22 protein-coding genes are annotated in these 23,325 nt (G+C 38.4%); 19 read left to right on the plus strand and 3 right to left on the minus strand.

Features of this window, described 5'->3' with window-relative positions; genetic code table 11:
- Window positions 1-64: 64 nt before the first annotated feature.
- Window positions 65-874 carry an AAC(3) family N-acetyltransferase gene (locus FHY45_RS20175; protein ID WP_139892868.1) on the plus strand — a complete coding sequence of 270 codons (810 nt, stop codon included), beginning with the start codon at window positions 65-67 and terminating at the stop codon, window positions 872-874.
- A 164-nt stretch (window positions 875-1,038) separates the two neighbouring features.
- Here the strand turns inward: FHY45_RS20175 and FHY45_RS20180 are convergent, their stop codons facing one another.
- Complete coding sequence (locus FHY45_RS20180) at window positions 1,039-1,647, minus strand: histidine phosphatase family protein (protein ID WP_175354241.1); 609 nt, start codon at window positions 1,645-1,647, stop codon at window positions 1,039-1,041.
- Window positions 1,648-1,828: 181 nt separating this feature from the next.
- On the opposite strand from FHY45_RS20180, the gene FHY45_RS20185 reads away from it, so the two are divergent.
- The 9 genes from FHY45_RS20185 to uvsE all read left to right on the plus strand — a co-directional run bounded on the left by FHY45_RS20185 (window position 1,829) and on the right by uvsE (window position 14,719).
- Window positions 1,829-2,164 (plus strand): metal-sensitive transcriptional regulator, encoded by a 336-nt coding sequence (locus FHY45_RS20185; RefSeq protein WP_139892870.1) that lies wholly within the window; start codon window positions 1,829-1,831, stop codon window positions 2,162-2,164.
- A 12-nt stretch (window positions 2,165-2,176) separates the two neighbouring features.
- Window positions 2,177-2,383 (plus strand): copper chaperone CopZ, encoded by a 207-nt coding sequence (gene copZ, locus FHY45_RS20190; protein ID WP_139892872.1) that lies wholly within the window; start codon window positions 2,177-2,179, stop codon window positions 2,381-2,383.
- A 74-nt stretch (window positions 2,384-2,457) separates the two neighbouring features.
- The gene (locus tag FHY45_RS20195; RefSeq protein ID WP_139892874.1) at window positions 2,458-4,869 is read left to right on the plus strand and encodes a heavy metal translocating P-type ATPase; all 2,412 of its coding nucleotides are present in this window, start codon (window positions 2,458-2,460) and stop codon (window positions 4,867-4,869) included.
- Between the two features lie 145 nt (window positions 4,870-5,014).
- Window positions 5,015-7,381, plus strand: a complete 2,367-nt coding sequence (locus FHY45_RS20200) for a penicillin acylase family protein (protein WP_139892876.1) — start codon at window positions 5,015-5,017, stop codon at window positions 7,379-7,381.
- A 391-nt stretch (window positions 7,382-7,772) separates the two neighbouring features.
- Window positions 7,773-8,540, plus strand: a complete 768-nt coding sequence (locus tag FHY45_RS20205) for a hypothetical protein (protein ID WP_139892878.1) — start codon at window positions 7,773-7,775, stop codon at window positions 8,538-8,540.
- 193 nt (window positions 8,541-8,733) lie between these two features.
- Window positions 8,734-9,807, plus strand: coding sequence for a D-alanine--D-alanine ligase (locus tag FHY45_RS20210; RefSeq protein ID WP_139892879.1), 1,074 nt, complete (start codon window positions 8,734-8,736; stop codon window positions 9,805-9,807).
- Window positions 9,808-10,008: 201 nt separating this feature from the next.
- Window positions 10,009-11,376, plus strand: coding sequence for a UDP-N-acetylmuramoyl-tripeptide--D-alanyl-D-alanine ligase (locus tag FHY45_RS20215; RefSeq protein ID WP_139892881.1), 1,368 nt, complete (start codon window positions 10,009-10,011; stop codon window positions 11,374-11,376).
- Window positions 11,377-12,141: 765 nt separating this feature from the next.
- Window positions 12,142-13,635 carry a degradosome RNA helicase CshA gene (cshA, locus tag FHY45_RS20220; protein ID WP_066102485.1) on the plus strand — a complete coding sequence of 498 codons (1,494 nt, stop codon included), beginning with the start codon at window positions 12,142-12,144 and terminating at the stop codon, window positions 13,633-13,635.
- Between the two features lie 97 nt (window positions 13,636-13,732).
- On the plus strand, window positions 13,733-14,719 hold the full coding sequence (uvsE, locus tag FHY45_RS20225; RefSeq protein WP_066102482.1) for a UV DNA damage repair endonuclease UvsE: 987 nt from the start codon (window positions 13,733-13,735) through the stop codon (window positions 14,717-14,719).
- On the opposite strand, the gene FHY45_RS20230 is transcribed toward uvsE, so the two are convergent.
- Window positions 14,679-15,818 (minus strand): AimR family lysis-lysogeny pheromone receptor, encoded by a 1,140-nt coding sequence (locus tag FHY45_RS20230; protein WP_139892883.1) that lies wholly within the window; start codon window positions 15,816-15,818, stop codon window positions 14,679-14,681. The two genes, uvsE and FHY45_RS20230, sit on opposite strands and share 41 nt — an antisense overlap.
- An 82-nt stretch (window positions 15,819-15,900) precedes the next feature.
- Complete coding sequence (locus tag FHY45_RS20235) at window positions 15,901-16,488, minus strand: rhomboid family intramembrane serine protease (RefSeq protein WP_066102476.1); 588 nt, start codon at window positions 16,486-16,488, stop codon at window positions 15,901-15,903.
- A gap of 96 nt (window positions 16,489-16,584) precedes the next feature.
- Here FHY45_RS20235 and acpS point away from each other — a divergent pair, with 96 nt between their 5' ends.
- The 9 genes from acpS to FHY45_RS20280 all read left to right on the plus strand — a co-directional run bounded on the left by acpS (window position 16,585) and on the right by FHY45_RS20280 (window position 23,286).
- Window positions 16,585-16,938 carry a holo-ACP synthase gene (gene acpS, locus FHY45_RS20240; RefSeq protein ID WP_066102473.1) on the plus strand — a complete coding sequence of 118 codons (354 nt, stop codon included), beginning with the start codon at window positions 16,585-16,587 and terminating at the stop codon, window positions 16,936-16,938.
- 286 nt (window positions 16,939-17,224) lie between these two features.
- On the plus strand, window positions 17,225-18,238 hold the full coding sequence (locus tag FHY45_RS20245; protein WP_225983700.1) for a LolA family protein: 1,014 nt from the start codon (window positions 17,225-17,227) through the stop codon (window positions 18,236-18,238).
- Window positions 18,239-18,361: 123 nt separating this feature from the next.
- The gene (gene alr, locus FHY45_RS20250) at window positions 18,362-19,534 is read left to right on the plus strand and encodes an alanine racemase (protein ID WP_066102467.1); all 1,173 of its coding nucleotides are present in this window, start codon (window positions 18,362-18,364) and stop codon (window positions 19,532-19,534) included.
- A gap of 160 nt (window positions 19,535-19,694) precedes the next feature.
- The gene (locus FHY45_RS20255; protein WP_049672447.1) at window positions 19,695-19,976 is read left to right on the plus strand and encodes a CopG family ribbon-helix-helix protein; all 282 of its coding nucleotides are present in this window, start codon (window positions 19,695-19,697) and stop codon (window positions 19,974-19,976) included.
- Window positions 19,969-20,331, plus strand: coding sequence for a type II toxin-antitoxin system PemK/MazF family toxin (locus FHY45_RS20260; protein ID WP_066102464.1), 363 nt, complete (start codon window positions 19,969-19,971; stop codon window positions 20,329-20,331). The genes FHY45_RS20255 and FHY45_RS20260 overlap by 8 nt, the downstream gene beginning before the upstream one ends.
- A 337-nt stretch (window positions 20,332-20,668) precedes the next feature.
- Window positions 20,669-21,505 carry an RsbT co-antagonist protein RsbRA gene (locus tag FHY45_RS20265; RefSeq protein ID WP_066102461.1) on the plus strand — a complete coding sequence of 279 codons (837 nt, stop codon included), beginning with the start codon at window positions 20,669-20,671 and terminating at the stop codon, window positions 21,503-21,505.
- Window positions 21,502-21,858, plus strand: coding sequence for an STAS domain-containing protein (locus tag FHY45_RS20270; protein ID WP_066102458.1), 357 nt, complete (start codon window positions 21,502-21,504; stop codon window positions 21,856-21,858). The genes FHY45_RS20265 and FHY45_RS20270 overlap by 4 nt, the downstream gene beginning before the upstream one ends.
- Before the next feature lie 4 nt (window positions 21,859-21,862).
- Complete coding sequence (locus FHY45_RS20275; protein WP_066102671.1) at window positions 21,863-22,264, plus strand: anti-sigma regulatory factor; 402 nt, start codon at window positions 21,863-21,865, stop codon at window positions 22,262-22,264.
- 11 nt (window positions 22,265-22,275) lie between these two features.
- On the plus strand, window positions 22,276-23,286 hold the full coding sequence (locus FHY45_RS20280; RefSeq protein ID WP_139063803.1) for a PP2C family protein-serine/threonine phosphatase: 1,011 nt from the start codon (window positions 22,276-22,278) through the stop codon (window positions 23,284-23,286).
- The last annotated feature ends 39 nt before the right edge of the window (window positions 23,287-23,325 follow it).

Raw genomic sequence — 23,325 nt, forward strand, 5'->3', positions numbered from 1 at the left:
TTGGGGTTACAAAGTACTTCTTTTCCTTTAAAATGATAGAAAAGCCAGAATCGGAAGTGAGTCTATGTCTAAGTTGATAGAAAATACACCATTTCCCCGTACAAGAGAGGTGCTACGTACTGACATGCGCGAATTGGGGTTAAAAAGAGGTATGAATGTCCTTGTTCATTCCTCGCTATCATCAGTTGGATGGGTGAATGGAGGGGCTGTTGCCATTATTCAGGCATTGATGGATACTGTTACAGAAGAAGGAGCCATTATCATGCCGGCTCAATCTGCGGATTTGTCGGATCCGGCTGAATGGTTGAACCCACCAATCCCTTGGGAGTGGTGGGAAACCGTGAGAAATACAATGCCAGCTTTTGAACCTGCTATTACACCTACATATGGCATGGGGAAAATTGCAGAGCTATTTCGTACATATCCAGGTGTTTTAAGAAGCAACCATCCAAATGTTTCGTTTACTGCATGGGGTAAGCGTAATGGTGAAGTCCTTGCCAATCATCAATTGGAAAATGGATTGGGTGAAGGATCTCCACTAAGAAAACTCTATGATTTAGATGCTCATGTCCTGTTTATCGGAACGAGCTATGAAACGAACACCTGCTTTCATCTGGCAGAGTATCGATCTGGTACCAGGGAAGTAATCCAAAAAGGTACTCCCATACTTGTAGATGGAGAGCGGAAATGGGTGGAGTATACGGATATTGAATATGATGATACTGAATTTGATACAATCGGAAATGCTTTCGAACAACAGTACTCTGTTAGGAAAGGTAAAATCGGCAGTGCTGATTCCAAGTTATTTTCCTTTTGCGAGGCAGTTGATTATGCAGTAGAATTTTTTAAAAATGAAGCGAAGGCGAAGGTTTAGCTTTATAGTTGATTACCCAAGAATGAGAGTCTTTTATTTGCCATGTCTTTTTTACTTGGTGGCTGTCTCCGGCTTGATTAAACTTCCTCACTGATCTCCACATCTATCCTGTACAAAAAGAGGCTTTCCCAATAACTTGACTATGGGAAAGCCTCTTGGATTATTTATTCTACGTGCTGCATATCATTTTCGAATAAAAGTTCCATTTTACCATCATGAAATTCAAGCTTCGTTAAACTTGTATTCCCTGGCGGTGTCGCTTTAAAGACATCTGAAAGTGGTGTGTTTTTAATATGCGTAAGCAGAACACGCAGGAAAATAGAATGGGTCACAATAAGGATGGTACCGGAAGGGTTTTCGTTTATAATTCTTTCGAACACATCGACAGCTCTTTTCTTGAGCTGATTAAAGGTTTCACCTGTTTCTGTCTCAAATAAATGTGGCGTTTCCCAAAAGATTTTAAATTCCTCAGGAAATTCTGCCTCAATCTCATCTCTAATGCGCCCGTCCCAATCTCCAAAATGCATTTCACGTAAGTCATCTTCCTTAATCAGGCTAATCTCACGATCACCGATGATATATTGAGCTGTTTCATAAGCACGTTTTGATGTACTGCTGTACACTTTATCAAGTTTTACATCAGCAAGCCTCTTTCCAAGAGCTTTTGCATCATTAATACCTTTTTCGGTCAGTTCGCCATTTCCCCAGCCTTGCATAATACGATTGACATTCCATTCTGTAAGTCCATGTCTAGTTAAGTAGATTGTTAGCAACGTACATGTCTCCTTTGCAATTTGTGAATAATCATAAGTATAACGCAATCAAGGTTGGATAGAAAAACAATGGATTGTCAGTCTAATTTTAAAAAGATCGATCATAAGTGATAAACGTTGAAGAATATACTATAGGGGGGTATAGTATATTTAATAATAGAAAAACGGGAGGGAGGTCACTATGAGCGAGATAGAGATTACTGAAGATATGGGTAATCATTGCCATCATGACCAAGAACGAAAAAGCCATCATTCTGATAACGTAAAAAAAAAATTGATCAGTCGTTTAAATAGGGTTGAAGGGCAGATTAGAGGGATTAAAGGCATGATTGAAAAGGATGTATATTGCGATGATATTATAACCCAGATTGCAGCTACACAATCAGCCCTGAATGCTGTTGGAAAGTTGATGCTTGAAGGCCATATGAAATCATGTGTGGCAGAAAGAATTCAACAGGGTGATATGGAAGTACTCGATGAAGTATTAATTACCATACAAAAATTAATGAAAAAATAGGAGGAATTTAAAATGGAAACAACGATCTTAAATGTAAAAGGTATGTCCTGCGGGCATTGTGTGAAAGCAGTCGAAGGCAGTGTAAGTGAGTTAAACGGAGTTAGTTCTGTGAAGGTTACATTGGATACGGGAAAAGTGGAAGTCCAATATGACCCGGCAATGGTTAATCTAGAAACAATTAAAGAATCTATTGATGAACAAGGATATGATGTCGATTAATATATGATTCGAATTAATAGGCTAAGCCACGCCCTATTTAAATAATGCAAGTTCAACAATAAGGTGGTGAGTTTATGAAGCATGTCCATTTGCAGATTACGGGAATGACCTGTGCCGCCTGTTCAGCAAGGATTGAAAAGGTACTGGGGAAAATGGAGGGAGTTAAAGAGGTAAATGTGAACTTAGCCACTGAAACATCTGCTATTCTTTATGATCCTACTCTCTTATCAGCGAACGATTTAAGAGGAAAAATAGAAAAGCTAGGGTACGGGGTTACGACTAGAGTATCGGAACTAATGATTACCGGAATGACCTGCGCCGCCTGTTCAGCAAGAATTGAAAAGGTATTGAACAAGACGGAGGGTGTCTTAATTGCCAATATAAATCTGGCCTTGGAATCAGGCACGATTGAATATTCTAGCAGTGAGTTATCTGAGGAAGATCTCATTGCCAAAATAGAAAAACTAGGCTATGGTGCTTCACCAAAGGAACAGCATAAACAGGAAAGTGAAGACCCGAGGCAATCGGCTATAAAAAAACAACAGCTTAGGTTTATAGCAGCTGCTTTCCTTTCATTGCCACTATTATGGACGATGGTAGCCCATTTTTCTTTTACCTCCTGGATGTATATACCGGATATTTTACTGAATCCGTGGGTTCAGTTGGCTTTAGCGACACCTGTTCAATTCATTATTGGTTGGCAATTTTATAAAGGGGCCTATAAGGCTCTGCGAAATGGCAGTGCCAACATGGATGTATTAGTGGTGCTTGGTACATCTGCTGCCTATTTTTATAGTTTATATGAATCTATAGTAAAAAGTGGGCATCATCATGCTGAGATACCGCATCTTTATTTTGAAACAAGTGCCATTTTAATAACTTTAATTTTACTGGGTAAATTATTTGAGGCTAAGGCAAAAGGCCGTACATCAGATGCGATTAAGAAGATGATTGGCTTGCAGCCTAAAACGGCGATTGTCATTCGTGATCAAAAAGAAGTGAAAGTTCCGCTTGCCGATGTAGTAGTAGGGGACTTAATCTATGTGAAACCCGGAGAGAGAATTCCAGTAGATGGTGAAGTGCTCGATGGCAGCTCAGCTGTGGATGAATCCATGTTAACGGGTGAAAGTGTTCCGGTTGATAAAAATCCAGGGGACCAAGTCTTCGGAGCCACCATTAATAAAAATGGTGCATTAAAGATGAAAGCCATTAAAGTGGGTAAAGATACAGCCCTATCCCAAATTATTAGAGTGGTTGAACAGGCACAGGGTTCGAAAGCTCCAATTCAGCGGTTAGCGGATAAAATATCAGGTATCTTTGTTCCGATTGTAGTGGGAATAGCCGTTTTGACATTTATAGCATGGTATTTTATCGTGGATCGTGGAAATTTCACTACGGCACTAGAAAATATGATTGCTGTTCTTGTAATAGCCTGTCCATGTGCGTTAGGGTTGGCTACGCCGACATCCATAATGTCTGGGTCTGGCCGGGCAGCTGAATTTGGTATTTTATTTAAAGGCGGAGAGCATTTAGAGACCGCTCATCAGATTAATACCGTACTGTTGGATAAGACAGGGACAATAACGAATGGTAAACCGATTTTAACGGATATTATACCAATCGGAAATTGGGAGCAGGAAAAACTGTTAAAACTCATAGCGGCAGCAGAGAAACCATCCGAGCATCCTCTAGCACAGGCAATAGTCGAAGCAGCCCATGAACATAATCTGGAGCTTACAGAGGCAGTAGATTTTCAAAGTACTCCTGGATTTGGAATTCGCGCTTCTGTTGGGCAGGATAAAGTCCTGGTAGGAACGAGAAAATGGATGACGGCTAATCAGCTTGATATCACCTCAACTCAGCCTTTTATGGAGGATCTTGAGAAAGAAGGGAAAACGGCGATGATTGCCGCGGTGAATGGAAATGTGGCTGGTATCATTGCTGTTGCTGATACGATTAAAGAGACATCCGGACAGGCGGTGCAACGTCTAAGGGATATGGGCATCGAGGTGTGGATGATTACAGGAGATAATCAGAGCACCGCGGAGACAATCGCAAAGCAGGCGGGTATTCAACATGTGATTGCTGAAGTTCTTCCAGAAGGAAAGGCGAATCAGATTAAAAGATTCCAATCTGAAGGAAGAAAAGTAGCGATGGTCGGCGACGGAATTAATGATGCTCCGGCCCTAGCGTTGGCCGATATCGGTATTGCTATCGGAACAGGTACAGATATTGCAATAGAAGCAGCGGACATTACCTTGATGAAGGGCGACTTAAATGGAATTGCAGATGCGTTTTATTTAAGTAAGCAGACGATGCGTAATATTAAACAAAATCTATTTTGGGCTTTTGGCTATAATACCCTTGGAATTCCAGTGGCGTTTATGGGACTGCTCGCCCCTTGGTTGGCAGGTGGTGCTATGGCATTCAGTTCGGTGAGTGTTGTCTTAAATGCCCTGCGCCTTCAACGAATTAAGCTAAAGTAAATAGAGTGAGGAAATGCCGACATGGTAAGTGTCGGCATTTTTTTGCGTTGTATAACAAGTATAAGCAGCTGAGGCAATGGTTTAAAACAAATAAAGGAAACTCTCATCTTTTATAGAATGTAAAAAGCATGAGAGGTGGGATATTATGGAAATGGAGATTCCAAGGAAACGGGTGTCAAAGGGGAAGAAAATTAGTTTATGGGTAATTGCTATTTTAGTAGTCATTCTTATAATTGGTTCACTGGGAGCGGTTTATTTTGTTAAACGGCCTTTACCGCAAATGGAAGGTGAACTTGAACTTTTGGGTTTACATAATGAGGTAGAGGTTTTGCGTGATCAAGAAGGAGTTCCGCATATAAAGGCCGATGATACACAGGATTTATTTTTTGCCCAAGGTTATGTACAGGCTCAGGATAGGATGTTTCAAATGGATTTATCAAGAAGGCAGGCATCAGGCAGATTAAGTGAAGTAATAGGGGAAGCCATGCTTAAAAACGATAAATATTTCCGAACGCTAGGTTTGAGGAGAGCTGCTGAAGATTCTTATGAATCCTATTCACCGGAGGCAAGAGAAATACTTCAGTCATTTGCTGAGGGTGTAAATGCCTACATAAAAGAAAAAAAGGCTAAAGGGAAATGGCCGATAGAATTTACCTTTCTTGGGTATGAGCCAGAGGAGTGGACTCCGATTGATTCACTGACGATTGGTAAGTATATGGCTTTTGATTTGGGAGGAAACTGGAACAGTCAGGCTTTTCGTCACTATTTGCTGCAAAGTTTCCCGAAGGAAAAAGCATATGAACTATTCCCAAGCTACCCTGCAGGAGCACCAGTGAATATAACCAAGGATGAACTCGACATAGAAGGCAGTTTATCTTCTTCTGTTGTCCCGAATGAATATAACGGAAGCAATAATTGGGTAGTCTCAGGTGAGAAGACCCAATCTGGAGAACCATTATTGGCGAATGATCCACATTTATCTTTGGCCACCCCCTCTGTTTGGTATCAAAATCATTTGGAAGGGCCTGGCTATAATGTTAGCGGTGTCATATTTGCCGGTATTCCTGGAATCATTTTAGGTCATAACCTAACTATTGCATGGGGAGTTACGAATGTGGGTCCTGATGTACAGGATTTATATATTGAGAAGAGAAACCCTGAACAGGAAGATGAATTTCTTTACAAAAAAGAATGGGAAAAAGCTCAGGTTATTCATGAGAAGATAAAGATAAAAGGACAGAAATCGGAGGATTTTAAAATAACCATTACACGTCATGGGCCTGTCATCTCAGAATTTTTAGGAAGTGTTGGCAAGGAGCATGTTTTGGCTTTAAAGTGGACCGCTTTGCAACCCTCAAATGAGCTGGAAGCCGTGCTTAATATGGGTAAATCAAAAGATTGGACCGAATTCGAAAAAGCGCTGGAGGATTTTGAATCGCCGGCACAAAATTTTGTCTTTGCCTCAAAGGAAGGAACAATTGCTTATAAGGCTAATGGGAAGATTCCTATTCGAAAAGATAAGCAGGATGCTCTTTTACCGGTAGAAGGCTGGACGGGAGAAAATGAGTGGGTTGGATATATTCCATACAACGAATTACCGCGTACGATTAATGCTGAAAAAGGATACATATCAACGGCTAACAATAAAGTAACAGATGAACACTATCCGTATCATATAAGCCATGATTGGGCCCAGCCCTATCGCCAAATGAGGATTGATGAAGTTCTTTCAGGCAATGATAAATTAACGATTGAAGAGATGAAGAATTTGCAAATGGATCAGCGAAATCTGCAGGCGGAGGAGTTCCTGCCGAAGTTTATAGAAGAACTATCAGAGACTAAAGAAACAGAGGCCATTGATGTTTTAGAGGACTGGAATTACATGGATGACAAAGAAATGGCAGCTCCGTTACTCTTCCAACTATGGATGGCAGAAATCTCGGACACCTTATTCGCAGATGATATATCTGAAGAAATGCTCACCCTTTTCAGAGGCAGAAAGCAAGCTGTTGATCAGCTTCTTAGAAAAGCGTTAAATGGTGAAAAGAGTATTTGGATTGAAGACAAGGGTGGCTTAAAGACGGTGCTGGAAACCAGCTTGAAGAAAGCTGTTACAAAAGGGAAAGAGATACAGGGAGGGGTTCTTTCTAATTGGAGATGGGGGGATTATCACCAAATTCAATTTAAGCATCCGCTATCCTCAGTCAGTCCTCTTCAATATGTGTTTAATTATAAGGGGGAACTAGAGAGTGGGGGAAGTGCGGTTACGGTTCAGGCAGCTGGTTACGATACGAAGGGAACTATTAATCATGGAGGATCATGGAGGTTTATTGCGGATCTCTCTGATTTATCCAAGGCCTCACATATAGTCGGACCAGGACAGTCCGGGCAATTGGGAAGCGAATGGTACCAAAACCAAATGGAAGATTGGGTTACAGGGACATATCATCTAACGAAACTAAATGAAAAGAATGGAGTCAAGCTCCGGTTAATACCAAAAATAAAAAGGTAGTATTTTCCGAATAAGTAAAATAATTTAAAACGGTGCGTAAGTTTAGTAATGTTGGGAAAAAAGTCTTATAATTTTATACGAGAAAGTTTGAATCTTTTAAAACAGTGGGATTATATGATTTTAATCTTTATTTAAAAAATAAGGCTGGTGCCTACTCACTTTTTGCTACAGGTCAGATTAAAGGATTACCAATGTTACAACAACTTTACAATATAATTTTTTTACGGTTTTTTGAATCTTTTTTGGTTTAATATCGTCTAGAATAAAGGAGAAACTATTTACACCGATAGGATAAGCAGGGGATAGGTAATTAGATGTAGGCTTGACTAATCAAAATAGTCTAATAGCCACCTAACATCGTATTGATGAAGACATGCCGGAGGGGTTTGTATTGAAACATGGTAAAAGAGATTTTATATACCTTCATAAACAAGAAGCTGAGCATTTTGTAGCTTCATTTGGCATAGACTTTTTTAGTTTTATGCAATCGTTGAAAGAGCCGCCGCCAAATGTTTTATTATTGGATCATCCTTTTATGGATGTTGAATATGATATGCATACACAGTTTAATTATGTTTCCTTTCCCTCATATAAGAAATATTATAAAGAAAGTGGGAAGGAGTATGGGCATATAAGCTGGATTGATTTTGAGGATATTGAGGGGCTGGAAGAATTAGCTCCATGGGAAATCGCTGAAATCCTGTATATCAGACATACATTTAACCATCTAAGATCTCCCTTTTATCCAAAATTAAATAATCGGTTTGTCTATTTAACATTAGAGGATGGCTTTTATAATAAAGTTTATTACCGGTATTGGAATGATTTTTACCAGTTAATTTCCAAGCTAATTCCTGAGCATGTGGAGATAAATAAGCCGGATCGATTATGGCTGGGCGGTAGAAAAAAAACAGAGAACGCAATAATCCCTACAGAGATTCTGAAACAGTTATCCCCTTTGTTTAATGAGGGCGTAATCATCAGCTTTCATAAGTCAATTCAAACAAGACAAACTATCGAGATTCCAGTGTGGGTTGTTGGAGATTATCGGCATGAAGATGAGCTGAGAGATGAATTAAGGACGATATACCAAAAACGGCAAACTGTTAATCTCGTTTATCAGAAGAAAATGAAGGAATGGGTCATAGATGGAAAATAAACCTCCTGTAAAATTAAGGAGGTTTTCCTAATTTATTATACAGATATTCAGGTTCACAAATTATGTTCGAATATGCATATAATAAGAAGAATGTAAGTTTTGCCTATAAGGGGAACGTGTCACATATTAATTTAATGTTCTGAAAAGGAAATGATACAATATATTATGTATCAACTAACGGAGGGTAAATTCAATGAAAATTAAACTAGGATTATTATATGGTGGGAAATCTGCTGAACATAAAGTATCCATGCAAACTGCTATGGCAGTCATCAAAGCATTGGATTCATCTAAATATGAGATACATCCGATTTACATAAATGAAGATGGTGAATGGATAAAAGGGCCGCAATTACAGGGGCCGGTTGAATCTGTTAAGGAGCTAGAGTTTGACCACAGAAGTCAGGCTGTTCAAACAACTGGTTTTAACAGTATTATTGCACACGGATCTGATGATGCATTTGATGTTATTTTCCCATTATTGCATGGCCCGAATGGCGAAGATGGTACAGTACAGGGGTTGCTCGAGCTGCTTAACATTCCGTATGTAGGAAATGGTGTTCTTGCTTCATCTGCAGGCATGGATAAAGTAATCATGAAGAATATATTTGCCCAGGCTGGGTTGGGGCAGGTTGGTTATGTTTCTTATTTACGTTCAGAATGGAGCGGAAATGAAGAAAAGGTATGCCTAGAGGTAGAAAAAGCATTGGGATATCCGTGTTTTGTTAAACCGGCTAACTTAGGTTCCAGTGTTGGTATCAGTAAATGTGAAAATGCTGAAGAGCTGCATAAAGCATTTGAAGAGGCATTCCAATTTGACCGAAAAGTAATCATTGAAGAAGGTGTTACTGCAAGAGAAGTTGAGATTGGTGTCATTGGAAATGATTATCCTGAGTGTTCTGTTGCAGGGGAAATTATTCCGAAAAAAGCGTTTTATGACTATAAAGCTAAATACGAAGATGGCGATACAGCATTGGTAATACCTGCAGAGATTTCTCAGGAAGAATATCAAATGCTGCATGACATGGCAATTAAGGCATACAAAGCATTGGATTGTTCAGGCCTTGTAAGAGCAGATTTCTTCCTTACACATGAAGGAAAAGCTTATATTAATGAAGTAAATACCATGCCAGGATTTACACCATTTAGTATGTTCCCATTACTTTGGAGCCACACTGGAGTGGAATATCCGCAATTAATTGAAAAACTGATTAATTTAGCTATTGAAAGACATGCTGAAAAGCAAAAAATTAAATATACTATTTAAGATATGTAGCCTGGCTGTATAAATGAGAAATGTAAGAATCAGCGCATTAGATTTTCTCGATGGGTTGATTTATTCCGGCTTATTACTATTGACAGGGTTATGCATACTCAATTAAACGGCAGAGGAATGCTGTACAGCCGATTATTTAATTGGCTGTATCTGTTTTTTTTCAGGGATGATAAAGGGTAATGGAGGATTAATATGATCAAACGTACATTGGCTGAAATTGCAGCTATGGTAGATGGCAGCATAAATGAAGGTTTCAAAGATATACTTGTTTCAGGAGTAACAAATGATACAAGAAAGATCGAGGAAGGCAATCTATTTGTTCCTTTGCAGGGTGAAAATAGCAATGGACATAATCATGTAGAGACAGCATTCGCTCAGGGAGCAGCTGCTTCATTTTGGGAATCAGATGCACCGAATCCTCCTGAAAACAGAGCACTGATTTTTGTTAAGGATAGTTTAAAGGCATTACAGCAGTTATCTAAAGCGTATTTACATGAGTTGGATACGAAAGTAATCGGGATTACTGGCAGTAATGGGAAAACGACTACTAAAGATATGACTGCCTCAATCATGAAAACAAAATATCGGGTACATAAAACAAGTGGGAATTATAACAACCACATTGGATTGCCGCTTACGATTCTGTCTGCTCCGGAAGATACAGAAATCCTGATTCTAGAAATGGGAATGAGCAGCAGTGGGGAGATTTCACTCCTTTCACAGATTGGGCAACCTGATGTAGCGATTATTACTAATATTGGTGAGGCGCATTTACTTGACCTTGGTTCTCGTGAAGGAATTGCAGACGCCAAAATGGAAATTGTCGAGGGTTTAAAGAAGGATGGAACACTCATTTTTAATGGGGATGAACCTCTTCTGTTAAGCAGGGTATCCAAGCATGCATATAAACAGATTACATTCGGCAGCAGCATGACAAATGACTATTATCCTGTTCAAAGCAAAGCAGGAGAGAATGAAATGGAATTTACAATTGATGTAGATGGTCATCATCCTTTCGTATTGCCGCTCTTAGGCAATCATAATGTGCTGAATGCATTGGCGGCGATAGCTGCTGGCAGAACGATGGGAGTCTCCTGGGAACAAATCACAACAGGCCTTGCTGAAGTAAAACTATCTAATATGCGGATGGAAGTATCCTTTGGAGCGAGAGGCGAAAAAATCATAAACGATGCTTATAATGCCAGCCCGACTTCAGTTAAAGCAGCTATTGAATTAGTGAAAGGGATGAAAGGTACGGGCAAGAAGATTCTTGTACTAGGCGATATGCTTGAATTGGGACCAGAGGAAGAGATATATCACTTCAAAATGGGTGAATTAATCACAGAGGAGATTGATTATGTCTTTACGTATGGTAAATTGGCTGAAAAGATTGCCGAAGGTGCTGCAGAAAATTTGAATAAAGAACGCATTTATCATTTCAGTGATAAGGATCAATTATCATTGAAGTTAAAAGAAGTCATTGATGAACATTCTATTGTGTTGGTCAAAGCTTCGAGAGGGATGAGACTTGAAGAAGTCGTTCGTAGCCTTCAAGACTAAACCTTAAAGATATACTATCCCACGATGTCATTCATTCTTTAAGGATGAATGACATTTTTAAAAATTTCATACATATCTGCATGATTTGAATGAAATCTGGGTAATATATAACTGTATGTAAATAGAGGTTATTTATTAGTTAATTGGCGTTTTTATGCTGCACACTAAACTAGGTTAGTTAATCAATCGATTGATTAGTAGGTAAATGTAATATTTTATTTAATTTTGATACCAAGATCCGATTGCTTTGTATAAATCGAGTCCTGGCATAAATCATCTATGTGTACTACAAACAAAATTCTGTAAATATGTTTATAAACCTCTATTTTATTTAAAACAAATCGTGACTATAACGGCTTATCGTGTACAAGATTAGTGTGCAGCGCCTATTCTTCACCCATCAACAGCTTTAAAAAGGGAGAATACAGTTCTTAAATTAGCTAATTTAGAACCACAAAGGTATCTGTTAATAGCTTGAAGATTTGAAGCAGGACAAATAGCATAATAGAATATTGCAAGTGCGATTATTTGCAATCCCGGTCTGTTTTTGTTAACATAAGTTAAATACATGCGTTTCATGAAAATTTTCCAAATGAATTGGACTTATGAACTCATGCTGCCGGGATACTGACGGCCGCTTTTTTTTGTGAGATCGAACCCTGTGCAACAGGCATGATTAAATTGACCGTAATCCTGTTTTACAGGAATGAAAAATATATTGAAGCAATTGTTAAAATAACACCTATCTTGGGGGTAGAAAAATTAATGACATTATTTAGTGAATTAGGAATTAGCAGCGACACATTAAGAGCAGTAGAAGGCATGGGGTTTGAAGAAGCAACTCCAATCCAATCTGAAACGATTCCACTTGCATTGCAGGGTGGGGATTTAATCGGACAAGCTCAAACAGGTACTGGTAAAACTGCTGCGTTTGGAATTCCGATGATTGAAAAAATCGATGTAAAAAGAGACGAAATTCAGGGATTAATCATTGCACCGACACGTGAACTTGCTATTCAGGTTTCTGAAGAGCTTTACAAAATCGGAGCAGGCAACCGTTCCCGCGTTCTGGCAGTATATGGCGGTCAGGATATAACTCGTCAAATCCGTGCGTTAAAAAAACGTCCGCATATCATCGTGGGTACACCAGGCAGACTGTTGGATCATATTAACAGAAAAACAATTCGTTTGAACAATGTTCATACTGTAGTTCTTGATGAAGCAGATGAAATGTTGAACATGGGATTCATTGAAGATATTGAATCTATTCTATCTTCTGTTCCAGATAATCACCAAACTCTATTGTTCTCTGCAACTATGCCTGATCCAATTCGTCGTATAGCCGAAAGATTCATGCATGAACCAAAAACAGTTCGTGTAAAAGCGAGAGAAATGACTGTACCGGCAATCAGCCAATATTATGTACGTGTTCCGGAAAGAGAAAAATTCGATGCATTAACTCGTCTAATTGATATCCATACGCCGGAATTAGCTATTATATTTGGCCGTACTAAACGTCGTGTTGATGAATTAGCAGAAGCATTAACAGTACGTGGTTATACAGCTGAAGGAATCCATGGTGATTTGACACAAGCACGTCGTATGTCAGTCTTACGCAAGTTTAAAGAGGGAGCAGTCGATATATTGGTAGCTACGGATGTGGCTGCACGTGGTCTTGATATTTCCGGTGTTACTCATGTTTATAACTTTGATATTCCTCAGGATCCTGAAAGTTATGTTCACCGTATTGGACGTACAGGAAGAGCGGGTAAAGAAGGTATGGCAGTTACATTCGTAACTCCACGTGAAATGTCTTATCTTGAAGTGGTTGAACGCACCACTAAAAAGAAAATGGAGCGTATAAAAGCTCCAACTGTTACAGATGCGCTTGAAGGACAGCAAAGAACTGTAAAAGAAAAATTGTACAATGTTGTTTCTTCTGAGGACTTAACGGCATATCTTCCGTTGGCTAAAGAAATGATAGAAGATCATACTGCAGAGGAATTAGTTGCTGCAGCATTGAAATTGTTCATTAGAGAGCCGGATGAAAAGCCTGTAACCATCTCAGAAGAGAGACCACTTCCATTCCGCAAAGATGGCTATAAAGGCGGAAAAGGTGGCGGAAGCAAACGTCCATATAACAGAGGCGGAGACAGAGATAGCCGTGGTGGCGGAGACAGAAGACGCAGCAGCAGCACCAATCAAGGTGGACGCAGAAAGTCTTACTCAAACTCTAAACCAAAAAACACAAGTAAATAAGATTTAAATAAAGGCCAATCCTACACATTAGGATTGGCCTTTTTGTAATGAATTACCTTCCATTGTTCATAATAAGCATAGGAGGTGAGTAAATCTTATGACTATTATTCGCTTAGGTTATGTAGCTATGAGTATGGAATTGAAAAATGCATCCCCCTCAAAAACAATGACATATGCGCAATTCAGCAAGCTGGCAAATAGAGAAGCCGCTATAAAAAGACTGGAGAAAATTGCAAAAACCAATCTTAAAAACTGCCTTCGTTTATTAATTCATAATGAAGTAAATGGTATCCAATTCTTTCGATTTTCCTCAAAATTAATACCACTTGCCAACCATCCGGATTTAGAAGATTGGAACTATATGGCCGGTATAAAAGAGGAAACAAGTGCGATTAAAGAATATCTAAAAAAGCATTCTCATATGAGAATTGATTTTCATCCGGATCACTTCGTTGTTTTAAATAGTGAAGATAAGAATATCTTGAAAACATCAATTAAGACATTAAGGATGCATTTTCGATTACTAAAAGCTTTTGGATTATCGCCAAAACATCGTTGTGTATTACATATTGGTGGTTTATATCAAGATAAGGAACAAGCTCTTGAACAATTTATTCATAATTGGGGATATGTGCCTGTGGATATTCAGGAAATGATTATATTGGAAAATGATGATACGCTATTTGGCATACAGGATACCCTTTACCTATGTGAAAAACTATCCATTCCAATGGTATTTGATTTACACCATCATAAACAAAACTGTCAGGGAGATTGGAAAGATCACTGGCCAAGGATTGTGCAAACCTGGAGTAATTCAAGCTTGCCTGTTAAAGTCCATCTTTCATCCCCGAAGAATGAAAAAAATAAAAAAGCACATGCTGATCATGTGCAAAAAGAAGAAATGATGGAATTAGTGCAGGGGAATAATAATTTGACAAGCCAAGTTGATTGTATGCTGGAGGCTAAGCATAAAGATTTTGCTGTTTTCAAGTTGATTGAGCAATTAAAATTGCTAGATGGCTTTAAAATAATGGATGGTGCTATATTTTCGTATGAGCCTGTGACAAATGAAAGTCGATAAGCTTGGCATAATAGTAATTACGGCTATGTATGAAAAGGTTCTGTGCCTCTCGTAATTCATGAGGACCTTTACCAATAGCTAAATAAAAGTGTTCAAAAAGGGTGAGTGATCCTTTTTCTGTTTGCAAAGTCTCTAATATCTTGCTTCCTAGATGTGTTTGGCCAGTTACCATATAATGATAGGCTTTTTCAGATGGGGATGTCGGTTGTATATCCAATTCTCTGCGCCATAAGCTCCTGAATATATCCAAAGAACAATTAAGTGAAGCCTCCAAATAAGGTCTGCGTTGCATATGGACATTTTTCAGCAGAGCTAATCCCTTCGTAACCCATTCTTTTGCTATTGGGAAGCTATCGAACATATAAGAATGAGCTATGATGTGAGACAGGCTGATTTCCAGAGTAGGGAATTGTTGCAATAAATCTTTATTGTTAAAGTATTGTTGGCAGGCGTTTCGAACGTTCTCTGGATTTGTGCTGCTGCATAACATAGAGACTAAATACATTTCTCCAAGCTGTATTTTAAAGATAGACAGCAAATCCTCCTCTTTACATAGTAAAAGCATGGGTTCGACAGCCTTTATTAATTTATTGAGTGGCTCTTGCAATCTTAACTGACTAATCCCATACATATGTGAAATGATAGAAGCAATATTAATTTCTAAACAGCTTGAAGACAGATTAAATGCTTGATCAATAAGCTCTGAGTTATCGATCTGAGCCTCTGCCTGAGCAATATAAATAGAAAATACATTTCTTAATTCATTATTTTCTGGGTTGGAGGAATCTTCGAGTATTAATGTTTTAATCCAATCCATGCATCCTAAACGGAATAAATATTCCAGGACAAAGAGTTTCTGAACTACTCCAGATGTACATTTGCAGTAATATGATTTTACAATTTTGAAGGCTTCCTTTTCATTTGTTAGTGATACAGAAGCCATTGCCTGCATGACATAGATTGGATGATACTGTTCATATGTATGAATAGAGAAGGTGTCAGATAAATTCATCCATTCAGGGATAGAAAATGTAAGGCATTCTTGGCCATTTCCTTTTATGGGTTGAGGAATCAAAAATTCACTGAATGATAAATCCATAGCTTCTACCTTCTCTCTCTAATTTAAAGATGCTATTTCTATTATAGTTAATTTTTCCTATAGAGGAAATAGATTCATCTAATTATCGATTAACTAAAAATAGACGGGAGAGTGCAAAGCCCATTATAAGGCCGCCAATATGCCCTGTGATATTAATGGATGATTGGAAAAAAGACATGACTACCCCGATAATAATTAAAGCTAGTATAACCTGTGAATTTTGCTGCGAAATTAAATCTTTTCTAAAAAAGATGATATAGGCAAAACATCCAAATAGCCCATAAATGGAACCGCTGGCTCCCACATGAGCATACATTAAAGGTTCTGCAAAGAATGTAAGAACATTTGCAAGGGTACCGGACAGTATAAAAAGGAGACTGAATCTAAATGTACCTAATATATTTTCCAGTCCAGGACCAATAATAATTAAGGAGAAACTATTGAATAATAGATGGGAAAAGCCAATGTGAAGAAAGATTGGTGTGACCAATCTCCAATATTCACCCTCTGCAATGAATAAGTTAACTCCGCTTAATAAGGTGTAAAGATCTCTTCCAAGAGAGATTGGTAAAGAAGTGATAATAAAAAGAACTATACACACAGCTGTTAAAAGACTGACTCCCGGGTAAAAACGGATAAATTGCCCGAAACTTTCGGTACGAGTGAACAAAAGACATCATCCTAACATAATAAGATTTGGTAAATCATTTATAATGAGGTAATGTTTAAACTAAAATAGCTATATAAATTGTGAGGGTGTGAACCAATGATTGTTGGAATTGGTATCGATATTATTGAACTTGAGAGAGTGAGAGATATTCTTAAACGGCAGCCGAAATTTGTTGATCGTATACTAACTGAAGATGAAAAGGAATACTATCTGTCACTTGGTGAAAATCGAAAAATCGAGTGGCTTGCCGGACGATTTTCTGCTAAAGAGGCATTTTCAAAAGCAAATGGTACAGGTATCGGCGGTAAACTATCGTTCCATGATATTAGCATTATTCCTGACAAGAATGGTAAACCGATTATCAAACATCCTTTAGAGGTAAAGGCACACTTAAGTATTACCCATACTAAACAATATGCGGCTGCCCAGGTTCTACTTGAAAAACGATAAAAATAAATTGTTTGTCCCCCGCAAGCACATATTCAGAAGGATTGTCTCATATATTCAATTAACGAATTGGAGAGACAAGGCCTTGTTTTGGACATTTACTACCCATATGTATTTAAGATAAAACACTCTTTGCGGGCTTTCAACAGCGTTATTGAATTAACATAAGAATAGCAGAAATAAAGAATGTTTTGAAAGGATGTATCTTAAAAATGTACTGGAATGTAAATGAACAAACCGGATCGGGCTTTCCTCTCCCTTTTACTTACTACTGTTAAAAGGGGATGAGATCTTGAGGAGGTTAATGATGCTGACGCTGACATTGGGATTTATGTTGGTCTTAGCAGGCTGCGGGGAAAAATCGCAAACTGAAGTTGTGGATGCGTTAACGGAAAAGATGAATGAATTAAAGGGATACAAAGCAGATGCGAAAATGACTTTAAAAATGGGTACAGAACCACAAGTATATGATGTGGAAGTATGGTATCAATCTCCATCAAATTACCGGGTAAACTTGAAAAATGCTCAAAAGGATCAAAGTCAAATCATCCTGCGGAATGAAGAAGGGGTATTTGTATTAACTCCAGCGCTTAATAAAAGTTTTAAGTTTCAAAGTGAGTGGCCAAAAAACAGCTCGCAGGCCTATCTGTATGAGTCTTTAATTACAGATGTAACTGTTGATAAGGATGCAACCTTTAAGGCAACAGATGATAGTTATGTGTTTGAGACAAAAACAAGATATCAGAACAATAAGATGCTTCCATTGCAGGTCGTGAAATTTGACCGCAAAACACTAGAGCCTGTAAGTGTAGATGTAATGGATTCTGATCGTAATGCATTAGTTCAGGTTGAATTTGAAAAAACGAAGTTCAATCCGAATTACAGTAATAGTGATTTTGATGTGAAAAAGAATATGACAGGAGCGCAATTGGAAGTGCCGGTAATGTCTTCTGAAGAAGATATTGATTTTGAAGCTCAATATCCAACAGCCGAGATACAGGGTGTGGAGCCTGCAGGAGAGAAAATGATCAAAACAGAGGAAGGAAAACGAGCCGTTCTGACATTTGCGGGTGATGAAAAACAATACACGTTAATTGAAACTAAATCAAAGATTGTCAAAGAAGCTGCGGTCACCATAGCAGAAGGTGAGCCGGTTGATTTAGGATTCACAATTGGCAATATGACAGAAAACTCAATATCCTGGTCTTATGAAGGGATAGATTTCATGCTCGCTGCAAAAAATCTCACATCAGACGAGATGATCATGGTTGCGAAATCAGTGCAGGAAACTGCAGAAAAATAGAAGTGGATGGACCTGTTAATAAAGGCAGGTCTATTTCTTTTTAGTTTCTGAGGAATGAATTGACTATCCTTTCATTAAGGGGAATAATCAAATTATAATCATCTAAAGGTAGGTAAACCTCTTATGAAAAATAGTCAATTATCCTATAGAGATACATGGGCAGAAATCAATTTAGATCATATAAAGCATAACGTTGAACAGATTAGGCATCTGTTGCCTCAAACTACTGACATCATGGCGGTTGTAAAGGCAAATGCATATGGACATGGAGATCGGCAAGTGGCTGAAGTGGCATTAGGTGCCGGAGCAACCAGTTTGGCCGTAGCTTTCTTGGATGAGGCGATCAGGCTTCGTCAGGCAGGTATAAAAGTGCCGATCTTAGTACTAGGTTCCACTAGGGCGGAAGACTCCAAGGTAGCCGTGCAGTACAATATCTCTTTAAATGTACATGACATTGATTGGATAGGGAAAGCTATAGCATATTTACAGGAAGAAAATATACAGCAACCGCTAAATATACACATAAAAATTGATACAGGCATGGGCAGACTTGGGATAAGGAATATACAAGAGATGAAAGAAATAGAATATATGCTTAAGAATCAAGATTATATTCATCTTGAAGGTATATTCACTCATTTTTCCAGTGCAGATGAGCTGGACTTGGACAAAACTCAAAACCAATTGTTGAAATTCAAGGAGATTCTTGATAATATGGAATACTTGCCGCCTTACATTCATACTAGTAATAGTGCGGCAGCTATGAGATATCCTGATGCCTATTTCAATACAGTAAGGCTTGGTATTTCCATGTATGGCTTAAGTCCATCACCGGAAATATCAAAAGACCTCCCAGTAACGTTGAAGCCTGCCTTATCTCTTTATACAAAGATAAAGCAAATCAAGAAGATTTCAATGGGTGATACAGTTGGGTACGGTGCAACGTATACAGCGAGTGAGCCTGAATGGATAGCCACTTTGCCTATTGGATATGCGGATGGATGGATCAGAAAACTATCTGGGCAATCTGTACTGGTTAAAGGACATAGAGCACCTATTGTCGGACGCATTTGTATGGATCAGTGCATGGTTAAATTAGATCAGTCTGTTCCTGAGGATACAGTGGTTACTCTTATCGGGAACGATGGTGATGAGACAATTACAGTTGATGAGATCGCCGAGAAATTAGAAACGATTAATTACGAGGTTATTTGTCAACTATCAAGCAGAGTCCCTCGAGTGTATAAGCAGGATGGTTTAATTGTTGAAACTGTAAATCAGTTATTTCATTATTAATTATTTAACACATATGTGCATGAATAATGAATAAAGGACAACTATTTAGCCTCATAATAAGAAAGAAATGTACTAGACACCTTTGCATGCAGAAGTAATAATGGTAAGATATAATAGTAAAGAACTATGTGGTTTGTAGTGATGGTGGAGGTGTTTGCCTGTGTCTGAGTCCAGTGCAACTACGGAAATTCTAATACGCTTGCCCCAAAATTTGCTAAGTGAGTTGGATGGATACGTGAGAGAAGAAAATGTGAATCGAAGCGAATTTATTTATCAAGCAACTAAAATGTATTTGCAAGAACGCAAAAAGAAAGAGTTTCGCGAATCCATGCGCCGTGGATATATGGAGATGGCCAATATTAATTTAACTATGGCTGCAGAAGCTTTCCAGGCAGAATATGAAGCTGAACATGCTGTGGAGCGTTTAGTTAGCGGTGAATAAGGGTTTAAATGTTAAACGTGGTGATGTGTATTTCGCTGATTTGTCTCCAGTGGTTGGATCTGAGCAAGGAGGGGTAAGACCTGTACTTGTTATTCAGAATGATATCGGAAATCGATTTAGCCCTACCGTAATTATTGCGGCAATTACGGCTCAAATACAAAAAGCGAAACTGCCGACCCATGTAGAAATTGACGCCCAAAAATATGGATTCGAACGCGATTCTGTTATTTTACTTGAACAAATTCGAACAATTGATAAGCAGAGATTGACAGATAAAATAACACAGCTGGATGATGAAATGATGCGTAAGGTTGATAATGCGCTCCAAATCAGTCTGGGACTCGTGGAATTGTAATAGTAAAAAGATTATAAATAATAAATATACTTCTGTGTTGAAGGTTAGGCTGCCAAGAATCCGAATTCTTGGCAGTTTTTTTTGCACTTTTTAACTTAGAAAAACTTATTTTTGGTTTAAGTTAGTGACAAAAAGGGAATGAAGTACAGGTTATAGAAATTACAAATACGTTGTTGCTGTATTACGGCAATATTACGAAGGAATTTAAGATTTCCTATTTCCTTTTTAAGTGTTTATAATAGTTTGTGAATATGGTTTTTTTGAAATTATTAAATAAATTAAAGTGCATGTATCCATATAAAAGAATCTAACAGAAAACTTGATGGAGGAGGAACTAATGAATAAACTTGTGCAAAACTATATCCAGGGTCATAAAGACATCATTTTGCAGCAGTGGATTGAACGTGTAAAGGATAAAGCGGATGATCGAGTCGTGAAGATTGTTTCAGATCAAATGTTTATTCACACCAGTAATGAATTTATTGAAGTGCTGATTTCTAATATTAAAGATTCTGATGAAGAATTTAAAGTGAAACTTAGTGATTTTGCAGCTAAAATTATTCGTTTAGGCTGGCCGTTAACATTTGTGAATGAGGGATTGAAAGCATTTAATGTAGTTGTTACAGACGGTATGGTAAATGAAGGGGTAATGACAAAGGAAAATCAGCTTGAGATTGTGCTGGATTTTGACGAGTGGATTACCCCTTTAAATAATGAAATTCTGAATGTTTATACATCTACGTGGGAACGAACCGTTTCTTTGCAAAAAATTGCACTCCAGGAATTATCAGCACCTCTTATTCCTGTGTTTGAAGGGATTACTGTAATGCCTCTTATAGGTACAATAGATACAGAACGCGCGAGACAAATTATGGAAAATCTTTTGGATGGCGTAGTAAAGCATCGTTCTGAGGTAGTGTTGATTGATATTACTGGAGTGCCTGTTGTTGACACTATGGTGGCTCATCATATTATTCAGGCAGCAGAGGCTGTTCGTTTGGTTGGTGCCCGTTGTATGTTGGTGGGAATACGTCCGGAGATTGCTCAAACAATTGTCAACCTCGGCATTAACTTAGATGAAATCATAACTAAAAATACATTGAAAAAGGGTGTAGAGGCTGCCCTGGAAATTACAAATAGAAAAATTATCGTAACCCCGGAGGAATTAGTATGAGGATTCCGATATTAAAGTTGCATGATTGTCTCCTGATTTCTATTCAATGGGAATTGGATGATGCAACAGCGCTGCAATTTCAGGAGGATTTACTGCATAAGATACATGAAACAAATGCAAATGGAGTGGTGATTGATCTAACTTCAGTAGATATCATTGATTCTTTTATAGCTAAAGTCCTTGGCGATGTCATTGACATGTCAAAATTAATGGGAGCAAAAGTAGTGATTACAGGGATACAGCCTGCAGTTGCCATCACATTAATTGAATTGGGCATTACATTATCCGATGTGATGACAGCTTTGGATCTTGAAAAGGGTTTGGAGAAATTACAAAAGGAACTGGGGGACTAGCATGATGAGCACCCAATCCTACGTAAAAATTCTTAATGAGTGGGATATTGTTGCAGCCCGACAAGTGGGCAGAAATGTGGCCAAAGAGTTGGGGTTTGGCACCGTGGATCAGGCAAGAATAACCACAACCATAAGTGAATTAGCAAGGAATATCTATCTCTATGCAGGGCAGGGCCAAATATGCATTGAAAAAGTCTATGACAATGGGAGAACGGGTCTCAGAGTCATAGCAGAGGATAATGGTCCGGGAATAAGTGATATAAGAAGAGTAATGGAAGATGGATATACAACATCGGGAGGTCTGGGAGCTGGTTTGCCGGGAGTCAAGAGATTGATGGATGACTTTGATATTGACTCTGATGTTGGAAAGGGTACGCGAATAATGTCTACTAAATGGCTCCGATAGGGGGAAGGTATGTGGAAAATAGAGAGTGCATGGAGGAAAGATACCGTGAAGCTCTCTCGAATTACTTGAAAGAGCATACGGAAAAAGCGTTATATCTCGGACATAAAATCAGCAAAGAAGCTATAGAACAGATGGTATCACCTGAAGAGATAATAAGTTTGCATAAAAATACGCTAAAAGAAATACTTCCTGATATTTCGGAAGAAGTCAGCCACTCTTTTGATTTTTTGTTGGAAATTATGATGGAGTATGGTGTAGCCTTTCGTGAATTACAGAGTCTCCGCCATCAACAAAGAGAACTGAAGAGTGAGATGGAGATAGCGGCTAATGTTCAGCAGACTTTATTGGAAACGCGAGTTCCTGTACTAAAAAATCTTGAAATTGGAGCCATAAGTGTTCCGGCTAAGCATATGAGCGGAGATTATTTTCATTTTGTTCAGGATGAGCATAATCGAGTGGCTGTAGCGATTGCTGATATTATTGGCAAAGGGATACCGGCGGCGTTATGTATGTCCATGATTAAGTACGCGATGGATTCTTTGCCGGAGCATCGCACATCCCCAGCGAGTGTTCTGGAAAGTATTAACCGTGTTGTGGAGCAAAATGTTGGACCGAGTATGTTCATAACGATGTTTTATGGTCTATATGATCCCTCAAATCATATTTTTACATATGCTTCAGCAGGCCATGAACCGGGATTTTTCTATAATTACGAAAAAAATGAATTTACCGAGTTAACTGCTAAGGGTCTGTTGCTTGGTGTAGATAAAAAAACAGTATACAGGCAATATGAAAGAAAGATTGAAATAGGCGATATGATTATCCTTCTATCTGATGGGGTAACAGAGTGCAGGACAAATGAGGGATTTATAGAAAGAGATACGTTGGTTCAATTTATTCGGGAATCTATTCATTTAGATGCCCAAACCATTGTAAACAATCTCTATAAAAAGTTGGAAAAGATGCAACATTTTCAATTAAGAGATGATTTTACCTTGATAATTATGAGACGGAAGTTTTAAGTGGATAATTTCGGGTAAAGAAGGATAGCGGAACATGAC

Source organism: Bacillus sp. D386, from assembly GCF_006346415.1.